The organism is Hyphomicrobium denitrificans ATCC 51888 (genome assembly GCF_000143145.1).
Taxonomy (GTDB): domain Bacteria; phylum Pseudomonadota; class Alphaproteobacteria; order Rhizobiales; family Hyphomicrobiaceae; genus Hyphomicrobium_B; species Hyphomicrobium_B denitrificans.
Map to the genome: position 1 here is coordinate 2895513 of NC_014313.1, position 16245 is coordinate 2911757.

Below are 16245 nucleotides of genomic sequence, written 5' to 3' on the forward strand. Positions count from 1 at the left end.
TTACGTCTCCTTATCAGCTCGTCCGGAAGCCGCGCTCACGCGCGCGTGTCATCGCCGCCGCTTTCACGGCAGGGTCTCGCGCAGATCCGTTGGTGAGCCCGTTCAACCCAGAAAGGTGCCGTTCGCCGCCGAATTCGGTGAGTTCAACGATCTTCTCTTGTCCCGGTTCGAACCGGACTGCAGTTCCGGCGGGGATATCGAGGCGCATGCCAAATGCGGCCTCTCGGTCGAAATCAAGCGCGCGGTTCACTTCAAAGAAATGATAGTGCGAACCGATCTGCACCGGCCGGTCACCCATGTTCGTGACCTTCAAGCTGGCCTTGCGACGACCGGCGTTGAGCTCGATCTCGCCGTCAATCGCCAGGATTTCACCTGGCGTGAGGGTCGGCTCGGCCGACGCGCCGGGCTTCGGCCGTAGTGGATCATGGACCGTGACGAGCTTGGTGCCGTCTCTGAATGTCGCTTCCACTTGCAGCATCGGCAGCATCGCGGCCACGCCGGGCATCACGTCGTCTTGCGTGAGGATCTGCGAACCGATCGACATCATGTCTGCAACGGACTTACCGTCGCGAGCGCCTTCCAGGATTTCATCGGAAATGAGCGCGACAGCTTCCGGATAGTTCAGTTTCAATCCTCTGCTCCGGCGCTTTCTTGCAAGCTCCGCCGCAGTAAAAATCGTTAAGCGTTCGAGTTCGGTAGGAGTAAGCAGCATATGTTGTGACCTATCTCTCGCCCTTCAGTTCGAAAACAAGCGCTGCCCAGTCGCGCCATGCAGTGAGATCGCGATTTCCGAAAGCGGAATGAATGCCCGTAACGGCTCGTTGTCCGATATCGGCGAGCACGACTCTTCCGTGATGACCGGCAGAATTTTTGCAAGGTAAGCCTGCGCATCGATTGCGCCGACGAGGCCGAGACGAATGGCTGCCGTCGTCAGTGATGCCGCCGACTGGTATCCGCTCATCAGAACGGCATCGTCTTCGTCGATTTCGAGTGCATTCCAGAGCAGGCCCTGCGCAACCGCGATATGGCCGAGCGCTTTGCCGTCGCGAACCATGCTCCTGTATGCGCTTGCGTGAGGCGTCCCGATCCTTTCATGGGAGGTGAGCAAACCCATTCCGTTCCGGCGCGAGCCGATCCTGAGCGGCTCGCTTATTGTCGACGCCTCCACTTCCGCGTCGAGTTCCGCCAGGGCGTCGAGATCGCTTCCGAGCCTATAGGCTCTCGCAATCACAACGCGTTCGCTGGATGCCCAACGATGCACGATCTGTGCGTGGAGAAAATTCCACAGGTCGAACTTTCCCAGCCGATCCTGTTGTTGCGATAACGCCTCGAGCCCCTGGGAAAACGCGAAAGCGCCAGACGGGAACTGCGCGTCCGCATGCTGAAAGGTCCGCAGAATTTTATCGCGCGCTCTCATTGGACTTCCTCGGCGGTTACTCGGCCGTCGCGCAGCATCGGTTCGATGCGGGCGATATAAGTTTCGACCGGCCCATCAAGGGAGACGAGAATATGTTCGTCCTCGAACCGCACGCGCCAATGCAGATTGCCGACGAGAAAGCCAAGCTCCACCGCGTCGCGCTTCGTATCGGGAACGACCCGAAGCCAGCGCTGCTCCTGCGCGCGGAGGACGATCGCCTTTTCATCCGTGAGATAGAGAATTGCCCCGTCGAACAGACGCTCTTGCCGCGATAGGGCGATCGCCAGATCTTCACCTCGCTCCGTGCGAACGCGCAGTCGCCGGCGATCGAGATCGCTCGGCGCGACGCGCACCGTGTCGACGGCGATGCCGCGATGCTCGTATTCGTGAAGCTTGTGATGGAGATCCGGATCGTTTCGATCTCCGACAATTCGATCAATGAGCAACATGGCTTTCACAAACCCATATGCCGATGAATGAGATCATTGGTGAGCTCGTTCGAAGCGCCCGAAACGCGCACGCGGCCCTTCTCCAGAATTGCGAAGCGATGGGCGGCACTGCGCGCGAATCGGATTTTCTGCTCGATCAGAATGATCGTCAGGCCATGCACGCGGTTGAGCGTCGTGATGGATTTTTCGATGTCCTCGACGACATTCGGCTGAATGCCTTCCGTCGGTTCATCGAGAAGGAGGACGCTCGGATCTGTCGCGAGAGCACGCGCAATCGCCAGCTGCTGCTGCTGCCCGCCGGAGAGATTTGTGCCCCTCCGGTGAAGGTGGTCCTTCAGCATCGGGAATGTATCCCACACGAGTTGCGGCACGGATTTGCGTCCGTCCTTGCGTGCGTTACATCCGAGCAAGATGTTTTCCAGAACCGTCAAGCCTGGAACAATTTCTCTGCCTTGCGGAACGTAGCCAAGCCCAAGGCGCGCCCGCGCATGCGTCGGCAGGGTTGAGATGTCTCTGCCCTCGAACTCTATGCGTCCCGTTGTATTGACGGTTATGCCGATAAGACTGCGAAGGAGCGTTGTCTTTCCAACGCCGTTTCGACCGAGAAGACAAAAGATCTCGCCCTCACGTATCTCCAGATCGAGATCGTGAATGATGTGGCTGGTGCCGTAATAGGCATTGAGATGATTCAATTTAAGCATGGCTGAGCGTCGCCGATCCGAGATAGGCCTCAACTACCGCCTGGTTCCGCTCAATTTCAGAAGCGGTGCCTTCGGCGAGAACGGCTCCCTGGTGCATCACGGTGATTTTTCGACAGATGCGTTTGACGAACGCCATGTCGTGTTCGATCACCAAAACCGTATGCGAGCCTGCGAGATCGAGAAGAAGCTGTGCGGTCTTGTCGGTCTCCGCCGCCGTCATTCCGGCTGCAGGCTCATCCAGAAGAATGATCTTCGGGTCTTGGCTCAGCACCATCGCAAGTTCCAGCCACTGCAGCTGTCCGTGCGAAAGCTCCGATGCTCTGCGGCCAAGCACGTCGCTTAATCCTGTCCGGGCGGCCACTTCGGCCTCCACGTCCGTTGGCCTTGGCGACCGCCACGAAAACAAGTTGGCGAACACGCCGGTTCGGCGGTTGCTTGCAACCTGAAGATTTTCGAGCACCGTCATCTCTTTAAAGACGCTCGGCGTTTGAAATTTGCGTCCAACGCCGCTCCGGGCGATCGCCGCTTCTCCGATGCCGGTGATGTTTCGATCCCGCAACCAAACCTCGCCTTCGGTTGGAAGCGTTTTTCCGCAAAGCAGATCGAGCAGTGTCGACTTTCCGGCGCCGTTCGCGCCGATGATGACGCGCAACTCCCCACGAGCGACGGCGAGATTGACTTTGTTCACCGCGGCAAAGCCGTCGAACTTAACGGTGAGGTCCTTAGTGCGCAGGACAGTCTCCGTGCACGGAACGCTATCGCTTTCGGAGATATTGAGGATTGCGTTCATTGGACGACCTCTTTCAGAGAACGAGGCTGCCTCAGTTTAGCGATCCACCCCTTCGCGATTCCGGCAATTCCTTCCGGCATGACGAGCACGACAAGCACGAACATCAGTCCGAGCACGATCGGCCACACCGGCTGGAGCATGACGTTTTCGCTCGCAACTGATCCGATGAAATTGACGATGAGCGCGCCGATGCATGCGCCGAGAAGCGAACTTCTTCCGCCCAAGGCCGCCCAGATCACCATCGAGATGCTGAACGACGTCGACATGAGCGACGGCGACGCGAACTCGGACGTGACTGCGAACAGCAATCCCGCAATTCCGGCGATAGCGGCCGAAAGGCAGTAGATGAAGAGCTTATAATTCTCGACGTTGTAGCCAAGATATCGAACGCGAGCGTCGTCTTCGCGGACCGCTTTTAGAACGTGCCCCATCCGCGTAGACACGATGAGCCGCGACAGGAGCACGACGACGAGCAGCGCCGCCGCCACGAGATAATAGACGCTCTTTCCATAGGGATCGAATTCGATCCCGCCGACGCTCAACGGTGCAAGATCGGCTAGCCCATTGAAGCCGCCGGTAAGCGGCTGGTTGTTGATGATGAGCATCTGGCCGATCAGGGCCAACGCCAGCGTGATGATGCTTACATAGACGCCCGACGTGCGGCGCTTGAACATGACGTATCCAAGCACGGCGGCGATGACACAAGGCACCAAGATTCCCGCAAGCACACCTATCGAAAGATACTGGAACGGTTGCCAGAGGAACGAGCCTGGCGTCGCGCAGCAGAGATCCCGCGGCGCGTTCGGCTCCATGTTGAGCAACATGAATTGCGGTACGGGATTGTTGTCCGGCAGCGCCAATGTCAGAGACATTGAGATCATGTAGGCGCCAATTCCGAAGAACAGGCCTTGCCCGAGACTCAAGATTCCCGCGTAGCCCCACGAGAGGCTGATGCCGACCGCGCATATGGCATAAACGAGGTAGACGGCGATCCTATTTGTCCAGAAGCTGTTCAACGCAAATGGCAATGCGAAAACAACGGCAAAGAACAGAAAATAGGCCGCGAGTGTAATAGTGCGCTCTTTCATAGTGTTTCCAAACGTCAGCGATTGCGGCTCACAAAAAGCCCCTGCGGCTTGAACAGCAGAATGAGAATGACGAATGCGAATAGGACGGTGCGGCCGTAGACATCGTTCGACCACGTCGCAACGAAGCTCTGAACTTCGCCAAGGATGCCTGCCGACAAAACCGTGCCGAGCAAATGCCCTACTCCGCCAGCAACGACGACCATGAACGCGTCGATGACGTAAGGCGCTCCCATGTCCGGCGAGACTGTCTTGAAGCCGGAGACAAGGACTCCCGCTACGCCTGCAAGGCCCGACCCGTATGCGAACGCCAGTGCGTTGATGCGCTTATCGTTCACGCCGCATGCCGCGGTGATGTCACGCGCCGCCGAAACGGCTCTCAATTGGCTGCCAAATCGCGTCTTGTAGATCAGCCACCAGCTCACGAGTCCGAGGACGGCAGCGACCCCAAAAACAAAGGCTCGATACACCGGGATGTTCGTTCCCAGAATATGCAGCGTTTGCTGAAGTTCGGGTGGAACCGGCACGTTTTGCAGATCCGAACCGAGACCGTCGATATGAATTCCGAAGAGTCCAAACCCAAAATGGATTCGGATCAGCTGCTGCAGAATGAGCGCGATGCCCCAGGTCGCAAGCAGAGTGTCAAGTAGGCGCCCATAGAGTGGGCGCACTACGAGACGTTCGATGGCGAGACCGAAAAGGGCCGCTACGAGAAAAGCAAGCGGCAGGCAGCTATAGATGCCCAATCCCAAATGCTTTGACGCAAGAACCGTGACGTAAGCACCGATCATCACCATCTCGCCGTGAGCGAGATTGATGACTTTCATCGTGCCGTAGACAATGGCCAAGCCGAGCGCAACGATGAACAGAATGGACGCTATGCTAAGCCCAATTACAAAGGTTTCCATGCGAGTTCTCAGACAAAGGAATTACCACGCGAACGAAGATTGGTGGTGCGCTCAAAGAGCGGCACCACTTACCTTGCAAACGCGCTTGTCTGCGGTTTCACCGACGCTCGAATACGGCAATGGGACGAGCGGCTCGGAATATTGATCGACGATGTCGAACATGCCATCTGCGCGTGCTTTGCCGATACGCGGAGTGAGGAATGAATGAAGATTTTCAGAATCAATCGTGACTTTGCCTTGGGGCGCGTCGAATGACAGTCCGCCCACGGCGCCCACGACAGCCTTGGAAGAAACGTCGCCTGCCTTGGCTGCTGCCATGGCCCACATATGGACGCCCGTGTAGACCGCTTCCATTGCCGCGTGCGTTACGGAGTCTGGTCCGGCAAATTCCTTGAACGCCTTCACGAAGGCTTTGTTTTGCGGCGTATCCACTGTCTGGAAGTACGGCAGCGAAACATAGCTGCCCTTTGCATATTCCGGGCCCATCGCCCGGACCTCGACCTCGGTCGTGGTCGAGGCGCAGAGCGGAAGTTTTTCGAAGTCGTAACCTTGGTTCCGCAGCTCGCGATAAAACGCGACGATCGAGTCTCCGACCACGTTGGAGAAAATCACATCGGCGCCGCTCGATCCGATTTTGGAAACCATCGATGCCCACTCGGTGTGACCAAGCGGCAAGTACTCGTCGCCGACGACTTCCATTCCGATCTTGGCGCAAAGCGTTTTCGACGTCTTCGCCATGCCGCGCGGAAATGCATAGTCGGAGCCAACAATGAAAAGCTTGTTTTTGCCGAGCTTATTTTTCAACCACGGAATTGAATTCTCGAGCTGCTGATTAGGCACGGCCGAGCCGGCGTAGAGAACGCTCTTCGAGCATTCCTCTCCTTCGTACCAAGTCGGCCAAACGAGCAGTCCGCTGCGACGCTCGACGACCGGAAGAACAGCTTTGCGGCTTGCGGTCGTGTAGCAACCGAATATCACCGGCACCTTATCTTCAATCGTCAGCTTACGCGCTTTTTCGCTGTAGGTTCTTGGCTCCGATGCTGGATCTTCAATGACGGGGCGAAGCTGCTTGCCAAGCACACCGCCTTTGGCGTTGATTTCGGCAATCGCCATCAGCGCGCATTGGTTCATCGATTTTTCGACGATCGCGGTCGTTCCCGTCAGTGAGTAAAGAATGCCGACAGGGATCGTTTCTTCAGCTCGAAGTGCGCGAGAACCAAGTATTGTCGGCGCAGCCAATCCACCCGCCGCAACTCCGAGAACTTTCATAAATTGACGTCTATCGGGATTTTTCATTTTCGTTATTCCCCTCCCTTGGCGCTGCCGCTTTTTTCGCGGCTTGCGCTGGCCAAAAAACAAAAAAAACCCACGTCCCCTCGGTGAAGAGAGAACGTGGGCTTCATAGCCTTGCGATACATGACGGCACTGTCGTGTATCAGAAATGGAATCGCTCGTGTGCTGAGCGTTAGTTCACGACGATATAGGCACCCTACGGATTATTCGTCAATAGAGTGTGCGCTGCAATAATTGCGTCGGCAAGCTCATCCATTGAAATGCGTTTCGCCATCGCTTGTTGCCTGATGCATTCGTAAGCGGCATCTTCAGTCATCTCGCGAGTCTGCATCAGAATTTCTTTCGCACGGAGGATCTGTTTGCTGCTTCGAACGCGCCGCTCCAGCTTTCTGATGCGTTTGCTTGCGTTCTGCCTCTCGAGCCAAATCGAACGCGTGATCATGAGGTTAGTTAGTAAGCCAAAAGGCCTGATCGGCCGTTCGATCACACCGAGTGCACCGCACTCCAAAACGATTTGAACAGTAGACGGATCTTCGAAGGATATCACCGCCAAAAGCGCCGGATCCAACGGTTCTACAGGCCGAAACAACTTTAAAATTTGCTCTCGGTGGGATGGCTCAATCGCGATGATGACCACCGATGCAGCGGGATTAATCTCCTCAGGCAGTGGCCATGTGGCCTCACATGTGCAGCCGATGCGATTAAGATGTTCAATGAGCACTTTGCCTTCCGCATCCGGCGGATGCAGAACCTGAATGCGCAAACCCTTTAGACTTTGAAGCAGCTCTCTGGACACCGGCACCCGCTACATTCCGTAATTGGACTGGGCTTCAGGCGTATGGCGGCTCTCGCAAGAGGACGTTACAAAATAAACGTCCGGTCGTATCCTGTTTTCTGATTGCCATACTATGTCGAACTGCCCGGCTTCATTTATGCGGGCAATGCGTGACCAAAGTTCGGTATGGTGGTTGTCTGGATCGATCCTTATTCGCCCCTGCGGGGCATCAAATTCCATCCCGCGAAGATGCTTGGCTATGAGTTCAGGATCGTCGTCTCCAGCTAGTGCAAGCGCCTTTGCGAAAAGATGAACCTGGCAATAAACGGCTTCGGCGCTCGATGTAATCGGTGCGGAAGCGCCAAATCGCTCTTTAAAAGCGGCAACAAACCGTCGCGCTTCGGGAAGATCCAGGTTCTCAAAGAATGAAGCAGACGTTAGATGGCCGGCCACGATCTCGGGCAGGACGTTGGAAACTTCTGCTTCGGTCATCGTCAGGCTCGCGATCGGCGTGTCGCGCGGGTTCAGACCCGCTGCATGAAAACTCTCAAACAATTGCTGCGATCCCGTACCGACCACGGTCGAGACGATGACGTCCGGCGCATGAACTTTTATGCTCTTTATAATTTTCTCGAAATCTTCGGCCGTCGACTCCACCGGCACGTAAATCTCGTCCACGACTTCCCCTTTGGACAGTTCCACCAGCTCCGAAATCACCCGGTTGTATTCGCGAGGGAACACGTAATTCGAGCCCACCAGAAGGAACCGGCTGCCGAACTTCTCGATAAGATATTTGGCTAGTGCGACGGCGTTTTGATTGGCGGCGGCGCCGCCGTAAAAACAACGGCTCGAGTACTCAAAACCCTCGTAAAATGTGGGATAAAATAGCAGTCCCCGGAAAGCTTCGATCTGAGGAAGAACGACTTTCCTTTCCGATGACATGTAGCAGCCGAAGACGATACGGACCCTGTCCTCCTTCAGCAGCCGGATCGCATACTCTTGATACTTGGGCGGCGAACAGCCCGGATCATAATGGATAGCGTTAAGATTTCGGCCCAGGACACCGCCGGCGGCATTGATTTCTTCAATTGCCAGGATCGCCGCGTTCAACTCCGACGTTTCAGCGCCCGCTGTCACTCCTGTTTTAGAGAACAGGACGCCAATTTTCCATTCGCCTTCCGCCACAGCCGCCTTCCCAGTAAATTCGTTTGTTATTTGCGATCCCGTGCAGGTGTCGCTTGGGCACAGCTTCACACAGTCGTTACGCGAATTCAAACAGTGCGTTGGATTCAAAATTCACATTGTCAGTGACCGAGGCTAGACCCCAGCGACATCACTTGTATCCGCCGCCGGTAGCTTGAGCACAACCCAAAGTCCACCCATGCTCGATTTTTGAAGTTTGATGTCGCCACCATAGAGCTGCGCAAGATCTTGTACGATGGCGAGCCCGAGACCGGATCCCGCCTCGCGGGAATCCCATCGTTCGCCGATGTCGAACACGACCTCGAACGCTTCCGGCGGCAACCCCTTCCCATCATCTTCCACGTACAGATCGAAAGTCTTGTCGGAGGTCGGCCCATGGCACGAGATGCGAACACGAGATTTTGCGTGCTTGCAGGCGTTGTCGACAATGTTCGCCAGCATTTCATTGAGGTCTTGGGGATCGCAGGCGACTAGAAGACCATCGGAGACGTCGACGGTTATCGCCACACCGGTTTCTCCGTACAGTCGGCGAAGAGCGCTGGCGACCTCCTCCGCGCCTTTGCGAACCTCTGCCACTGTGCCAGGGATCGACCGGAGGGCAACGGCACGGGCACGCGATATCTGGTAATCAATCTGGGTCTGCATTTTGCGACATTGCGTCAGGATCGTTGCTGACGATTGCGGCAGGCCGTTTTCCTCGATGCGATATGCCTCGTCCGTCAAGACGGCGAGAGGAGTCTTTAATCCGTGTGCCAAATTTCCAGCCTGCGTCCGCGCCCGCTGTATCAGCTCTGACGTCGAAACGAGTAGGGCATTAAGGTCGTTGACCAAGGGGAGGACTTCCAGCGGGTATGCACCGTCCAGCTTCCTGGAAGCGCCCGTTCGTACATCGGCCAATGAGCTTCGCAATGTGTTCAACGGCTTCAGCGCGTACAAGATCAGGAGTACAGCGCCTGCGATCATGGATAATCCGAATCCGATCAGAGCCCACGACAGAATGCTGCGGAACCGAGACACGGCGACGTCGACGTGACGTTGATCGGTCCCGACAACAAATTGCACCGGCGTGCCGTCAATCGTCCCGTCCGTACGCGCGGCGAAGAGAACAGTACCTGTCGGTCCCGCGCTTTTGCCAGCGTGCGTGCCGGTACCTGCCGGAAAATCCGGTGGCATCGACAGCCAGGAATTTTCCAGAGAGGCCGACTTCGCGAGAACTTTACCCGCTGCCTGGATTTCCCAATAATATCCCGACATCGGGATGTCGTAGCGCGGGTCGCTGAGTTGACGTGAGAGACGAGGCGGCGCGCCGGGCTTGAATTCCGCCAAGTGAACGAGTTCATCCAGATGCTCGTAGATTTCGATGTAGATCTGGTCGGACACGTGGCGCTTGAATACTCCCGACAGAACGAAACCCGCCGAGATCATTCCGATTGTAATCCACAGCGTGGCGGCCAGGATCAGTCGTTGTTTCAAGCTCGTCATGCCGCCGCTCAGTCCATCCGGTATCCGAGTCCGCGAACAGTGGTAATGACGTCAGCGCCGAGCTTCCGCCGCAAGCGGCTGATGTAAACTTCGATGGTATTTGACTCCCGGCTGTCCTCGAGCGCGTAGAGATGATCGACCAGCTCGGCCTGCGAAACGATGCGGCCAATGCGATGCATGAAGTAGGTCAGCATCTTGAGTTCACGCGCGGTCAATTCGATGCTCTCGCCGTTTTGGCAGACACGGTTCGATGTCGTATCGAGCGAGATGCCACCATGGCTGAGCACCGGACTCGCAATTCCCGAGGCGCGCCGGATCAGCGCTTTAAGCCTTGCCGCAACTTCGGGGATGTGGAACGGCTTGGTGATGTAGTCGTCCGCGCCTGCGTTAAGACCGTCGACTTTCTCCGCCCATGTTCCACGCGCGCTGAGAATCAAAACGGGGAGCTTGCGATCGGACGCGCGCCAGCGCTTGAGAACGTCAAGCCCCTGCATCTGCGGAAGTCCGAGGTCGAGGATTGCCGCGGCGTACGTGTCGTCCAATCCCATGGCATAACCATCAGCCCCGTTGTCCGCGCGTTCGACAGTAAATCCTGCTCGCGCAAGACCGGCTACAAGTCGATCGGCGATTTCATCGTCATCTTCTATCAGCAGTATGCGAATGGGCGTCTCCCGCGTGTCCACGCTTTCTAGCAGCATCTTCCTGAATTGAACCTGAAAACGGCTGTCAGCCTTACTGCAGGTTCAATTCAGGTTCCTTTCAGCTCGGCATCGCATCTCCCCTTGGCGCGGCACCGCCGCGAAAAGGGATGTTTGGATGCCTGGAAGAAATTTAGTTTTTCGCGTTCTGGCTATCATCGCCGTACTTGCGCCGGAGTCCGTTGCGGCAAAGGACGTAAGCGTTACACCTGAGCAGGTCAGACGTCTCAACATCAAGCTTGAACCCGTGCGATCTGCGAGCACGGAGACGGTCGCGGTCCTGCCCGGCACCGTCGTTCCGCCCTTGAACTCACGACTTGTTGCCGCCGCACCCTTCGCGGGCACGGTGAACCAAGTGCACGTGCTGCCCGGTCAACGCGTGCTCAAGGGCATGCCCATGATCACAGTTTCCAGCCGCGAATTGCTCGAAGCCCAAAGCCAGATCGCTCAATCGGAGGCTGAACTGCAGACGGCCGAGGCCGTCGCACGGCGAAGGCGAACGCTTGCCGATAAAAACTATCAAAATCCCACACTGGCAGATGAAGCCGAGGCTCAGGTGGCGAAAATCCGCGCTGTTCTAGAGCAGCATAAGCGCGCGACGACGCTGAACGGAATAATCGCCGGAGAGAATGGACAATACACCATCCCGGCGCCGTCCGATGGAACGGTGGCAGAAACACGCGTCATGCCCGGCGACAAAATCGAGGCAATGGCCGCGACTGTCACCATCGACACCAGCGATGAGCTATGGATCGAGATACAGGCGCCCGCCGACGTCATTGCCAACGTCAAACCCGGCGACGTCGTACAGATCACTGACGGGCCCGCGGGCAAAGTGGTTTCGGTCGGAGGCTCTCTCGATCGGTTGACGCGCTCCACGGTGATGTTTGCAAGCGTCCCTGCCGACTCCCGCCTACGCACCGGGCAGATGGTCACCGTTAGCATTCTGCGTCGGACCGTTACCGACGCTCTGAACGTGCCCTCCTCGGCCATCGTCAAAATCGGCAATCGGCCAGCGGTATTCGTGCGCAATGAATCGGGATTTACGCTCGTGGCGGTGGAACTGCGCGGCAGCTCTCCCAACAACGCAACGATCTCAGGCTCGGTGACAAGCAAAGCGGAGGTGGCAACGAGCGGTCTACCCCAGCTCGAGCGGATGTTGGCTGGAGAGTAGCGAATGTTGCGCCGTCTGATCGAGTTCGCACTCACGCAGCGGATCTTTGTCCTTGCGATGTCCGGCCTTGTCGCGGCTGGCGGTTTCTACGCATGCCGGACGATTCCAATCGACGCGTTTCCGAACATCTCGCCTGTTCAGGTGAAGATGATTCTGAAAGCGCCGGGCATGACGCCGGAGGAGGTGGAAACCAGGATCATCACCCCGATCGAGATGGAGTTGCTTGGCATCCCAGGGCAAACGATCCTGCGGTCGGCGGCAAAGTACGCGATTGCCGATATCACACTCGATTTCGCCGATGGGACCGACATCTACTGGGCACGCCAGCAGGTTGCGGAACGCCTGGCGGGCGTGCGCGGCGATCTGCCCAAGGATGTCACGGGCGGCCTGGCGCCGGTTTCGACACCGCTTTCAGACATCTTCATGTTCACGATCGAGGGCGGAGACCTGACGCTCGAACAGCGCCGAAGTCTGCTTGATTGGACGATACGTCCGGCGCTTCGTACCATTCCGGGCGTTGCCGACGTCAATGCTCTCGGCGGCATGGTTCGGACATTCGAAATCATTCCCAACCAAGCCGCGCTTGCGTCCGCAGGTCTCGGCATTCCGGATCTTGCCGCCGCCATCGAGGCGAACAATCGCAACGACGGCGCCGGGAGATTGATCGAAGGCGAAAAGGCACTCGTCGTACGCGCTCAGGGCGCCATCGAGACGCCCAACGACCTCGCACAGATTGTCCTTAAACTGGATGGTCCGCGCGTGTTGCGTCTTGGCGACGTTGCGAAGATCCAGATCGGGAGTCTGACGCGATACGGCGCCGTCACCGAAGACGGAAAGGGCGAAGCCGTTGAAGGCCTGGTCCTGTCGTTGCGCGGCGCCGACGCTAGCGCCATCGTCAAAGCCGTTCGACAACGGCTCGATGATCTCAAGGCAAGTCTGCCGCCCGGCGTGCGGATCGACGTCTTCTATGATCGCTCCGATCTCATCGCCAGTGCGGTCGGCACAGTCAAAAAAGCACTGATCGAAGCTACCGTTCTCGTGGTGCTGCTGCTTGTCGCCTTCCTGGGCAACTTGCGCGCGGCGCTCGTCGTCGCTGTTACGTTGCCGTTCGCCGCTCTCATGACGTTCGTCATGATGCATCTCTTCGGCATGTCGGCGAACTTGATGAGCCTCGGCGGACTGGCGATTGCCATCGGCCTCATCGTCGATGCCGCGGTCGTCGTTGTCGAGAACACGGTCGAACGGCTTCAGCACAATCAAGTGCCGGCGGCGGTGCCAAAGCTTCACACTGTCTATCGGGCCGCGAGTGAGGTCGCTGTACCTGTCGCGGCCGGCATTCTGATCATCTGTCTCGTATTTCTGCCGCTGCTGTCGCTGCAGGGCCTCGAGGGCAAGCTCTTCGGCCCGGTCACGCTTACGATCATCTTCGCTCTGAGCAGCTCGCTGATTTTATCACTCACGCTGATCCCCGTTCTTTCCTCGCTGATGCTCAACGCCGGTCCGCATTCGGAACCGCTGCTGATGCGGTTTCTCAATCGGGGTTATCGCGCGCTGCTCAAGTCCTGCCTTGCCTTCCCGCTGCCGGTTTATCTGGTCGCCGTCATGGGTATCGGCCTCATGGGCGTCGCGTATAGCGCAATCGGAAAATCGTTCATGCCGACGATGGACGAGGGCGCAGTGATTATGCAGATCACCAAGCACCCATCGATCAATTTGCAGGCGAGCATCGAAGGCGATCTTCAAATCCAGCGCGTGCTGAAAGAAAAAGTTCCGGAGATCGAGCGCATCGTTGCGCGCGTCGGTTCGGACGAATTGGGGCTCGATCCTATGGGCCTCAACGAGACCGACACGTTCATGGTTCTAAAGCCGAAGCACGAGTGGCGCGTCCCGGACAAGGCCTGGCTCCTGGAACAGCTTCGCGCCGCAATGGCCGATCTCCCGGGCTATGAATTCGCGTTTACGCAGCCAATCGAGATGCGGACCAATGAAATGCTGACGGGGGCGCGTGGCGACCTCGCCGTCAAGATTTTCGGCCCAGACATCAAAATGCTTTCGGATCTTGCGGGGAAAATTCAGGCGACCCTGAGCAATGTCGCGGGCGCCGCGGAAGTTTCGACCGTCGCCAACGACACCGTCGACTATCTTCAAATCAATGTCGACCGCCTCTCGGCGGGCCGCACAGGCCTTTCGCCGACAAGGCTTCAGGACGAGCTTCGCTCAACTCTTGAGGGCTCCGCAGCAGGCATCGTCGCAGAGCCCGGACGCAGAACCAATATCATCCTGCGCGGCGCACAGACCGTTCGCGAGGCGCCGGAGATTTTTGCCGCGACGCAGCTCTCGTCGGGTGACGGAGGGCTCGTTCGCGTCGGCGATGTTGCAAAGCTCGAGCGCGTCGCGGGACCGGTCAAGATCGATCGCGAGAATGCGTCGCGTTTTGCCATCGTGCAGGCTTACGTTACCGGCCGCGACCTCGTCGGATTTGTCCAAGAGGCTCAACGTGTCGTCGCCTCTCAGGTGCCGCTGCCCCAGGGCTATTACCTTGTTTGGGGCGGACAGTTCGAAAATCAGCGCCGCGCCGCTGCCCGTCTCGTCATCGTCGTACCGATTGCACTCGGCCTGATCTTTGGCGTCCTCTTCGCCGTGCTGCGCTCGATCCGGCAGGCGCTTCTTATCCTTGTCAACATACCGTTCGCTCTTGTCGGTGGCGTTCTCGCACTCTGGATATCCGGCGAATATCTGTCGGTCCCCGCTTCCGTCGGATTCATCGCACTTCTTGGCATAGCAGTGCTGAACGGACTTGTGCTTGTCAGCCACTTCAATGAGCTGCTGGCCGCCGGCGCGAGCGTTGCCGATGCCGTGTTTGAAGGAGCGCTTCGGCGGCTTCGGCCGGTGTTGATGACCGCCAGCATCGCGGCGTTCGGGCTCGTCCCGTTGCTGTTCGCCAATGGCCCTGGGTCCGAAATTCAGAAGCCGCTTGCCATCGTAGTCATTGGCGGTCTCGCAACCTCGACCGCGCTGACACTCATTCTGCTGCCGATCCTATTCCGCCGTTTCGGAATTGCCGGAGAGCGCGCAGCCAACACAACCGGACAACTCGCATGGACAAACTCCTTTGCAGGCTCACGCTCGTCTGCCCTCCTGACAGCACCGACCGCATCGTCGAACTGATGCTTTCGCTGGATCCGCCGATCCCAGGCTTCACAACGTGGGATGCGAAAGGCCATGGCTTTGGATTCGTAGGCGCTACGGTGAGCGAGCGCGTGCGGGGCCATGTCAAAAGAAGCCTCATAACCACGGTTATCGAGCGGGGCGAGGCAGAGCGTCTTTTGCAAATCATTGCGCAAAAAGCGCCGCTTCCTCATCTCACCTTTTGGATCGAGCCTGTCGAGAGCTTCGGACGCCTGCAGGCGTTGAAGCCGACCAGCACACATCCCGCCGATCGAGCGGCACACCAATGAGTCTCGATCTGCTCACCGAAACCGTTCTGACCTGCGCAGGGCCGCTTCTGTTTGTGGGGTGCGTCTGGGCTCTGGCGGTGTGGGCGCTCAACTTTCCCGATGCGCGTACGGAGTGGCACCGGCGGCTTATCTCAGCCAGTCCGCCGCCAAAATCAAAACCGACGACGGTTCGGTCCTTCAAGGACAAGACCAAAGACACAACCCGCTAACAGTTGAGGAGAATCAATGATGCACAGCATCACCGCACTAATGTTGTTGAGCACAATCGCGGGTCTGAGCGCTGGCGGCGGTGCCTTCGAACAAGCCAACGCTTCGCCCTTGAGCCCCTTGGCGAACGGCACGACTTTTGGAGGGTTAGTGCACCTTGCAGACGCGCGCGACTATCGGCACTGCCACAACATCCACACCCGCGTTTACTGCCACCGGCGCGATCGTCTTCCGATGAATTGGCCGCCGCTGTCGGATACGCCGAGCCAAGACAGAAAGAAACCTCGAGACGCATCTGAGCGCCCGACCCGCACGCTGGATAAGTCATAATTCAAGCGACAGCCGACAATATCCGAACAGACAGAGAGAGGTCATGTGCATCGCGATCGCCGGGTCAGCTCTGTCAGGGACATCTGCAAAGGGTTCACATTTGCGACCTACACTGCGCAGTAAAACGCAATGGCGCCGATCACATCGTCTACTCGTTTTCCGATGCTGGACAGCGGAGACATTCCGCTCGCGGTTCAATGGCGATTTCATCGAACCCAAAAAATAGCCGGCGCCAACAAGTCAACCACCTCGCGGACTAATGCAGCAGAGTTGCT

At 57.7% G+C, this 16245-nt stretch carries 15 protein-coding genes; 3 read left to right on the top strand and 12 right to left on the bottom strand.

Annotation, left to right across the window (positions count from 1 at the left end; genetic code table 11):
* Positions 1–13: 13 nt before the first annotated feature.
* The 12 genes from HDEN_RS13890 to HDEN_RS13945 all read right to left on the bottom strand — a co-directional run bounded on the left by HDEN_RS13890 (position 14) and on the right by HDEN_RS13945 (position 10765).
* Positions 14–712: an urease subunit gamma gene (locus HDEN_RS13890; protein WP_013216765.1), complete on the bottom strand. Its 699-nt coding sequence runs from the start codon at positions 710–712 to the stop codon at positions 14–16.
* Positions 713–736: 24 nt separating this feature from the next.
* Entirely contained in the window at positions 737–1417 is a 681-nt protein-coding gene (locus HDEN_RS13895; RefSeq protein ID WP_013216766.1) for an urease accessory protein UreF, read from the bottom strand.
* Positions 1414–1866: an urease accessory protein UreE gene (gene ureE / locus HDEN_RS13900; protein WP_013216767.1), complete on the bottom strand. Its 453-nt coding sequence runs from the start codon at positions 1864–1866 to the stop codon at positions 1414–1416. Before ureE ends, HDEN_RS13895 begins: the two co-directional genes overlap by 4 nt.
* A gap of 5 nt (positions 1867–1871) precedes the next feature.
* A complete protein-coding gene (urtE, locus tag HDEN_RS13905) occupies positions 1872–2567 on the bottom strand; it encodes an urea ABC transporter ATP-binding subunit UrtE (RefSeq protein ID WP_013216768.1) in 696 nt (231 codons plus the stop codon).
* Complete coding sequence (gene urtD, locus HDEN_RS13910; protein WP_013216769.1) at positions 2560–3357, bottom strand: urea ABC transporter ATP-binding protein UrtD; 798 nt, start codon at positions 3355–3357, stop codon at positions 2560–2562. Before urtD ends, urtE begins: the two co-directional genes overlap by 8 nt.
* On the bottom strand, positions 3354–4445 hold the full coding sequence (gene urtC, locus HDEN_RS13915) for an urea ABC transporter permease subunit UrtC (RefSeq protein ID WP_013216770.1): 1092 nt from the start codon (positions 4443–4445) through the stop codon (positions 3354–3356). The genes urtD and urtC overlap by 4 nt, the downstream gene beginning before the upstream one ends.
* Positions 4446–4459: 14 nt before the next feature.
* Positions 4460–5350, bottom strand: coding sequence for an urea ABC transporter permease subunit UrtB (urtB, locus tag HDEN_RS13920; RefSeq protein ID WP_013216771.1), 891 nt, complete (start codon positions 5348–5350; stop codon positions 4460–4462).
* A 51-nt stretch (positions 5351–5401) separates the two neighbouring features.
* Complete coding sequence (locus HDEN_RS13925) at positions 5402–6646, bottom strand: transporter substrate-binding domain-containing protein (protein ID WP_013216772.1); 1245 nt, start codon at positions 6644–6646, stop codon at positions 5402–5404.
* Between the two features lie 193 nt (positions 6647–6839).
* The gene (locus tag HDEN_RS13930) at positions 6840–7439 is read right to left on the bottom strand and encodes an ANTAR domain-containing response regulator (protein ID WP_041921671.1); all 600 of its coding nucleotides are present in this window, start codon (positions 7437–7439) and stop codon (positions 6840–6842) included.
* A gap of 9 nt (positions 7440–7448) precedes the next feature.
* Positions 7449–8603 carry a transporter substrate-binding domain-containing protein gene (locus HDEN_RS13935; RefSeq protein ID WP_013216774.1) on the bottom strand — a complete coding sequence of 385 codons (1155 nt, stop codon included), beginning with the start codon at positions 8601–8603 and terminating at the stop codon, positions 7449–7451.
* A gap of 132 nt (positions 8604–8735) precedes the next feature.
* Positions 8736–10103 (bottom strand): ATP-binding protein, encoded by a 1368-nt coding sequence (locus HDEN_RS13940; RefSeq protein ID WP_013216775.1) that lies wholly within the window; start codon positions 10101–10103, stop codon positions 8736–8738.
* Between the two features lie 8 nt (positions 10104–10111).
* Positions 10112–10765 (bottom strand): response regulator transcription factor, encoded by a 654-nt coding sequence (locus HDEN_RS13945; RefSeq protein ID WP_041922057.1) that lies wholly within the window; start codon positions 10763–10765, stop codon positions 10112–10114.
* Between the two features lie 268 nt (positions 10766–11033).
* Here HDEN_RS13945 and HDEN_RS13950 point away from each other — a divergent pair, with 268 nt between their 5' ends.
* The 3 genes from HDEN_RS13950 to HDEN_RS13960 are packed head-to-tail and all read left to right on the top strand — an operon-like array spanning position 11034 to position 15433.
* On the top strand, positions 11034–11975 hold the full coding sequence (locus HDEN_RS13950; protein ID WP_245256801.1) for an efflux RND transporter periplasmic adaptor subunit: 942 nt from the start codon (positions 11034–11036) through the stop codon (positions 11973–11975).
* Positions 11976–11978: 3 nt separating this feature from the next.
* Positions 11979–15143 carry an efflux RND transporter permease subunit gene (locus tag HDEN_RS13955; protein ID WP_013216778.1) on the top strand — a complete coding sequence of 1055 codons (3165 nt, stop codon included), beginning with the start codon at positions 11979–11981 and terminating at the stop codon, positions 15141–15143.
* The gene (locus HDEN_RS13960) at positions 15074–15433 is read left to right on the top strand and encodes a DUF3240 family protein (RefSeq protein ID WP_081446262.1); all 360 of its coding nucleotides are present in this window, start codon (positions 15074–15076) and stop codon (positions 15431–15433) included. The genes HDEN_RS13955 and HDEN_RS13960 overlap by 70 nt, the downstream gene beginning before the upstream one ends.
* Positions 15434–16245: the final 812 nt, after the last annotated feature.

What these genes read in the sequence shown, in the direction of transcription:
- urtE (WP_013216768.1), bottom strand. Translation starts at nt 2,567, where the DNA reads ATGCTTAAATTGAATCATCTCAATGCCTATTACGGCACCAGCCACATC.
- HDEN_RS13925 (WP_013216772.1), bottom strand. Translation starts at nt 6,646, where the DNA reads ATGAAAAATCCCGATAGACGTCAATTTATGAAAGTTCTCGGAGTTGCG.
- urtB (WP_013216771.1), bottom strand. Translation starts at nt 5,350, where the DNA reads ATGGAAACCTTTGTAATTGGGCTTAGCATAGCGTCCATTCTGTTCATC.
- HDEN_RS13960 (WP_081446262.1), top strand. Translation starts at nt 15,074, where the DNA reads ATGGACAAACTCCTTTGCAGGCTCACGCTCGTCTGCCCTCCTGACAGC.
- urtC (WP_013216770.1), bottom strand. Translation starts at nt 4,445, where the DNA reads ATGAAAGAGCGCACTATTACACTCGCGGCCTATTTTCTGTTCTTTGCC.
- HDEN_RS13895 (WP_013216766.1), bottom strand. Translation starts at nt 1,417, where the DNA reads ATGAGAGCGCGCGATAAAATTCTGCGGACCTTTCAGCATGCGGACGCG.
- ureE (WP_013216767.1), bottom strand. Translation starts at nt 1,866, where the DNA reads ATGTTGCTCATTGATCGAATTGTCGGAGATCGAAACGATCCGGATCTC.
- HDEN_RS13890 (WP_013216765.1), bottom strand. Translation starts at nt 712, where the DNA reads ATGCTGCTTACTCCTACCGAACTCGAACGCTTAACGATTTTTACTGCG.
- HDEN_RS13955 (WP_013216778.1), top strand. Translation starts at nt 11,979, where the DNA reads ATGTTGCGCCGTCTGATCGAGTTCGCACTCACGCAGCGGATCTTTGTC.
- urtD (WP_013216769.1), bottom strand. Translation starts at nt 3,357, where the DNA reads ATGAACGCAATCCTCAATATCTCCGAAAGCGATAGCGTTCCGTGCACG.
- HDEN_RS13940 (WP_013216775.1), bottom strand. Translation starts at nt 10,103, where the DNA reads ATGACGAGCTTGAAACAACGACTGATCCTGGCCGCCACGCTGTGGATT.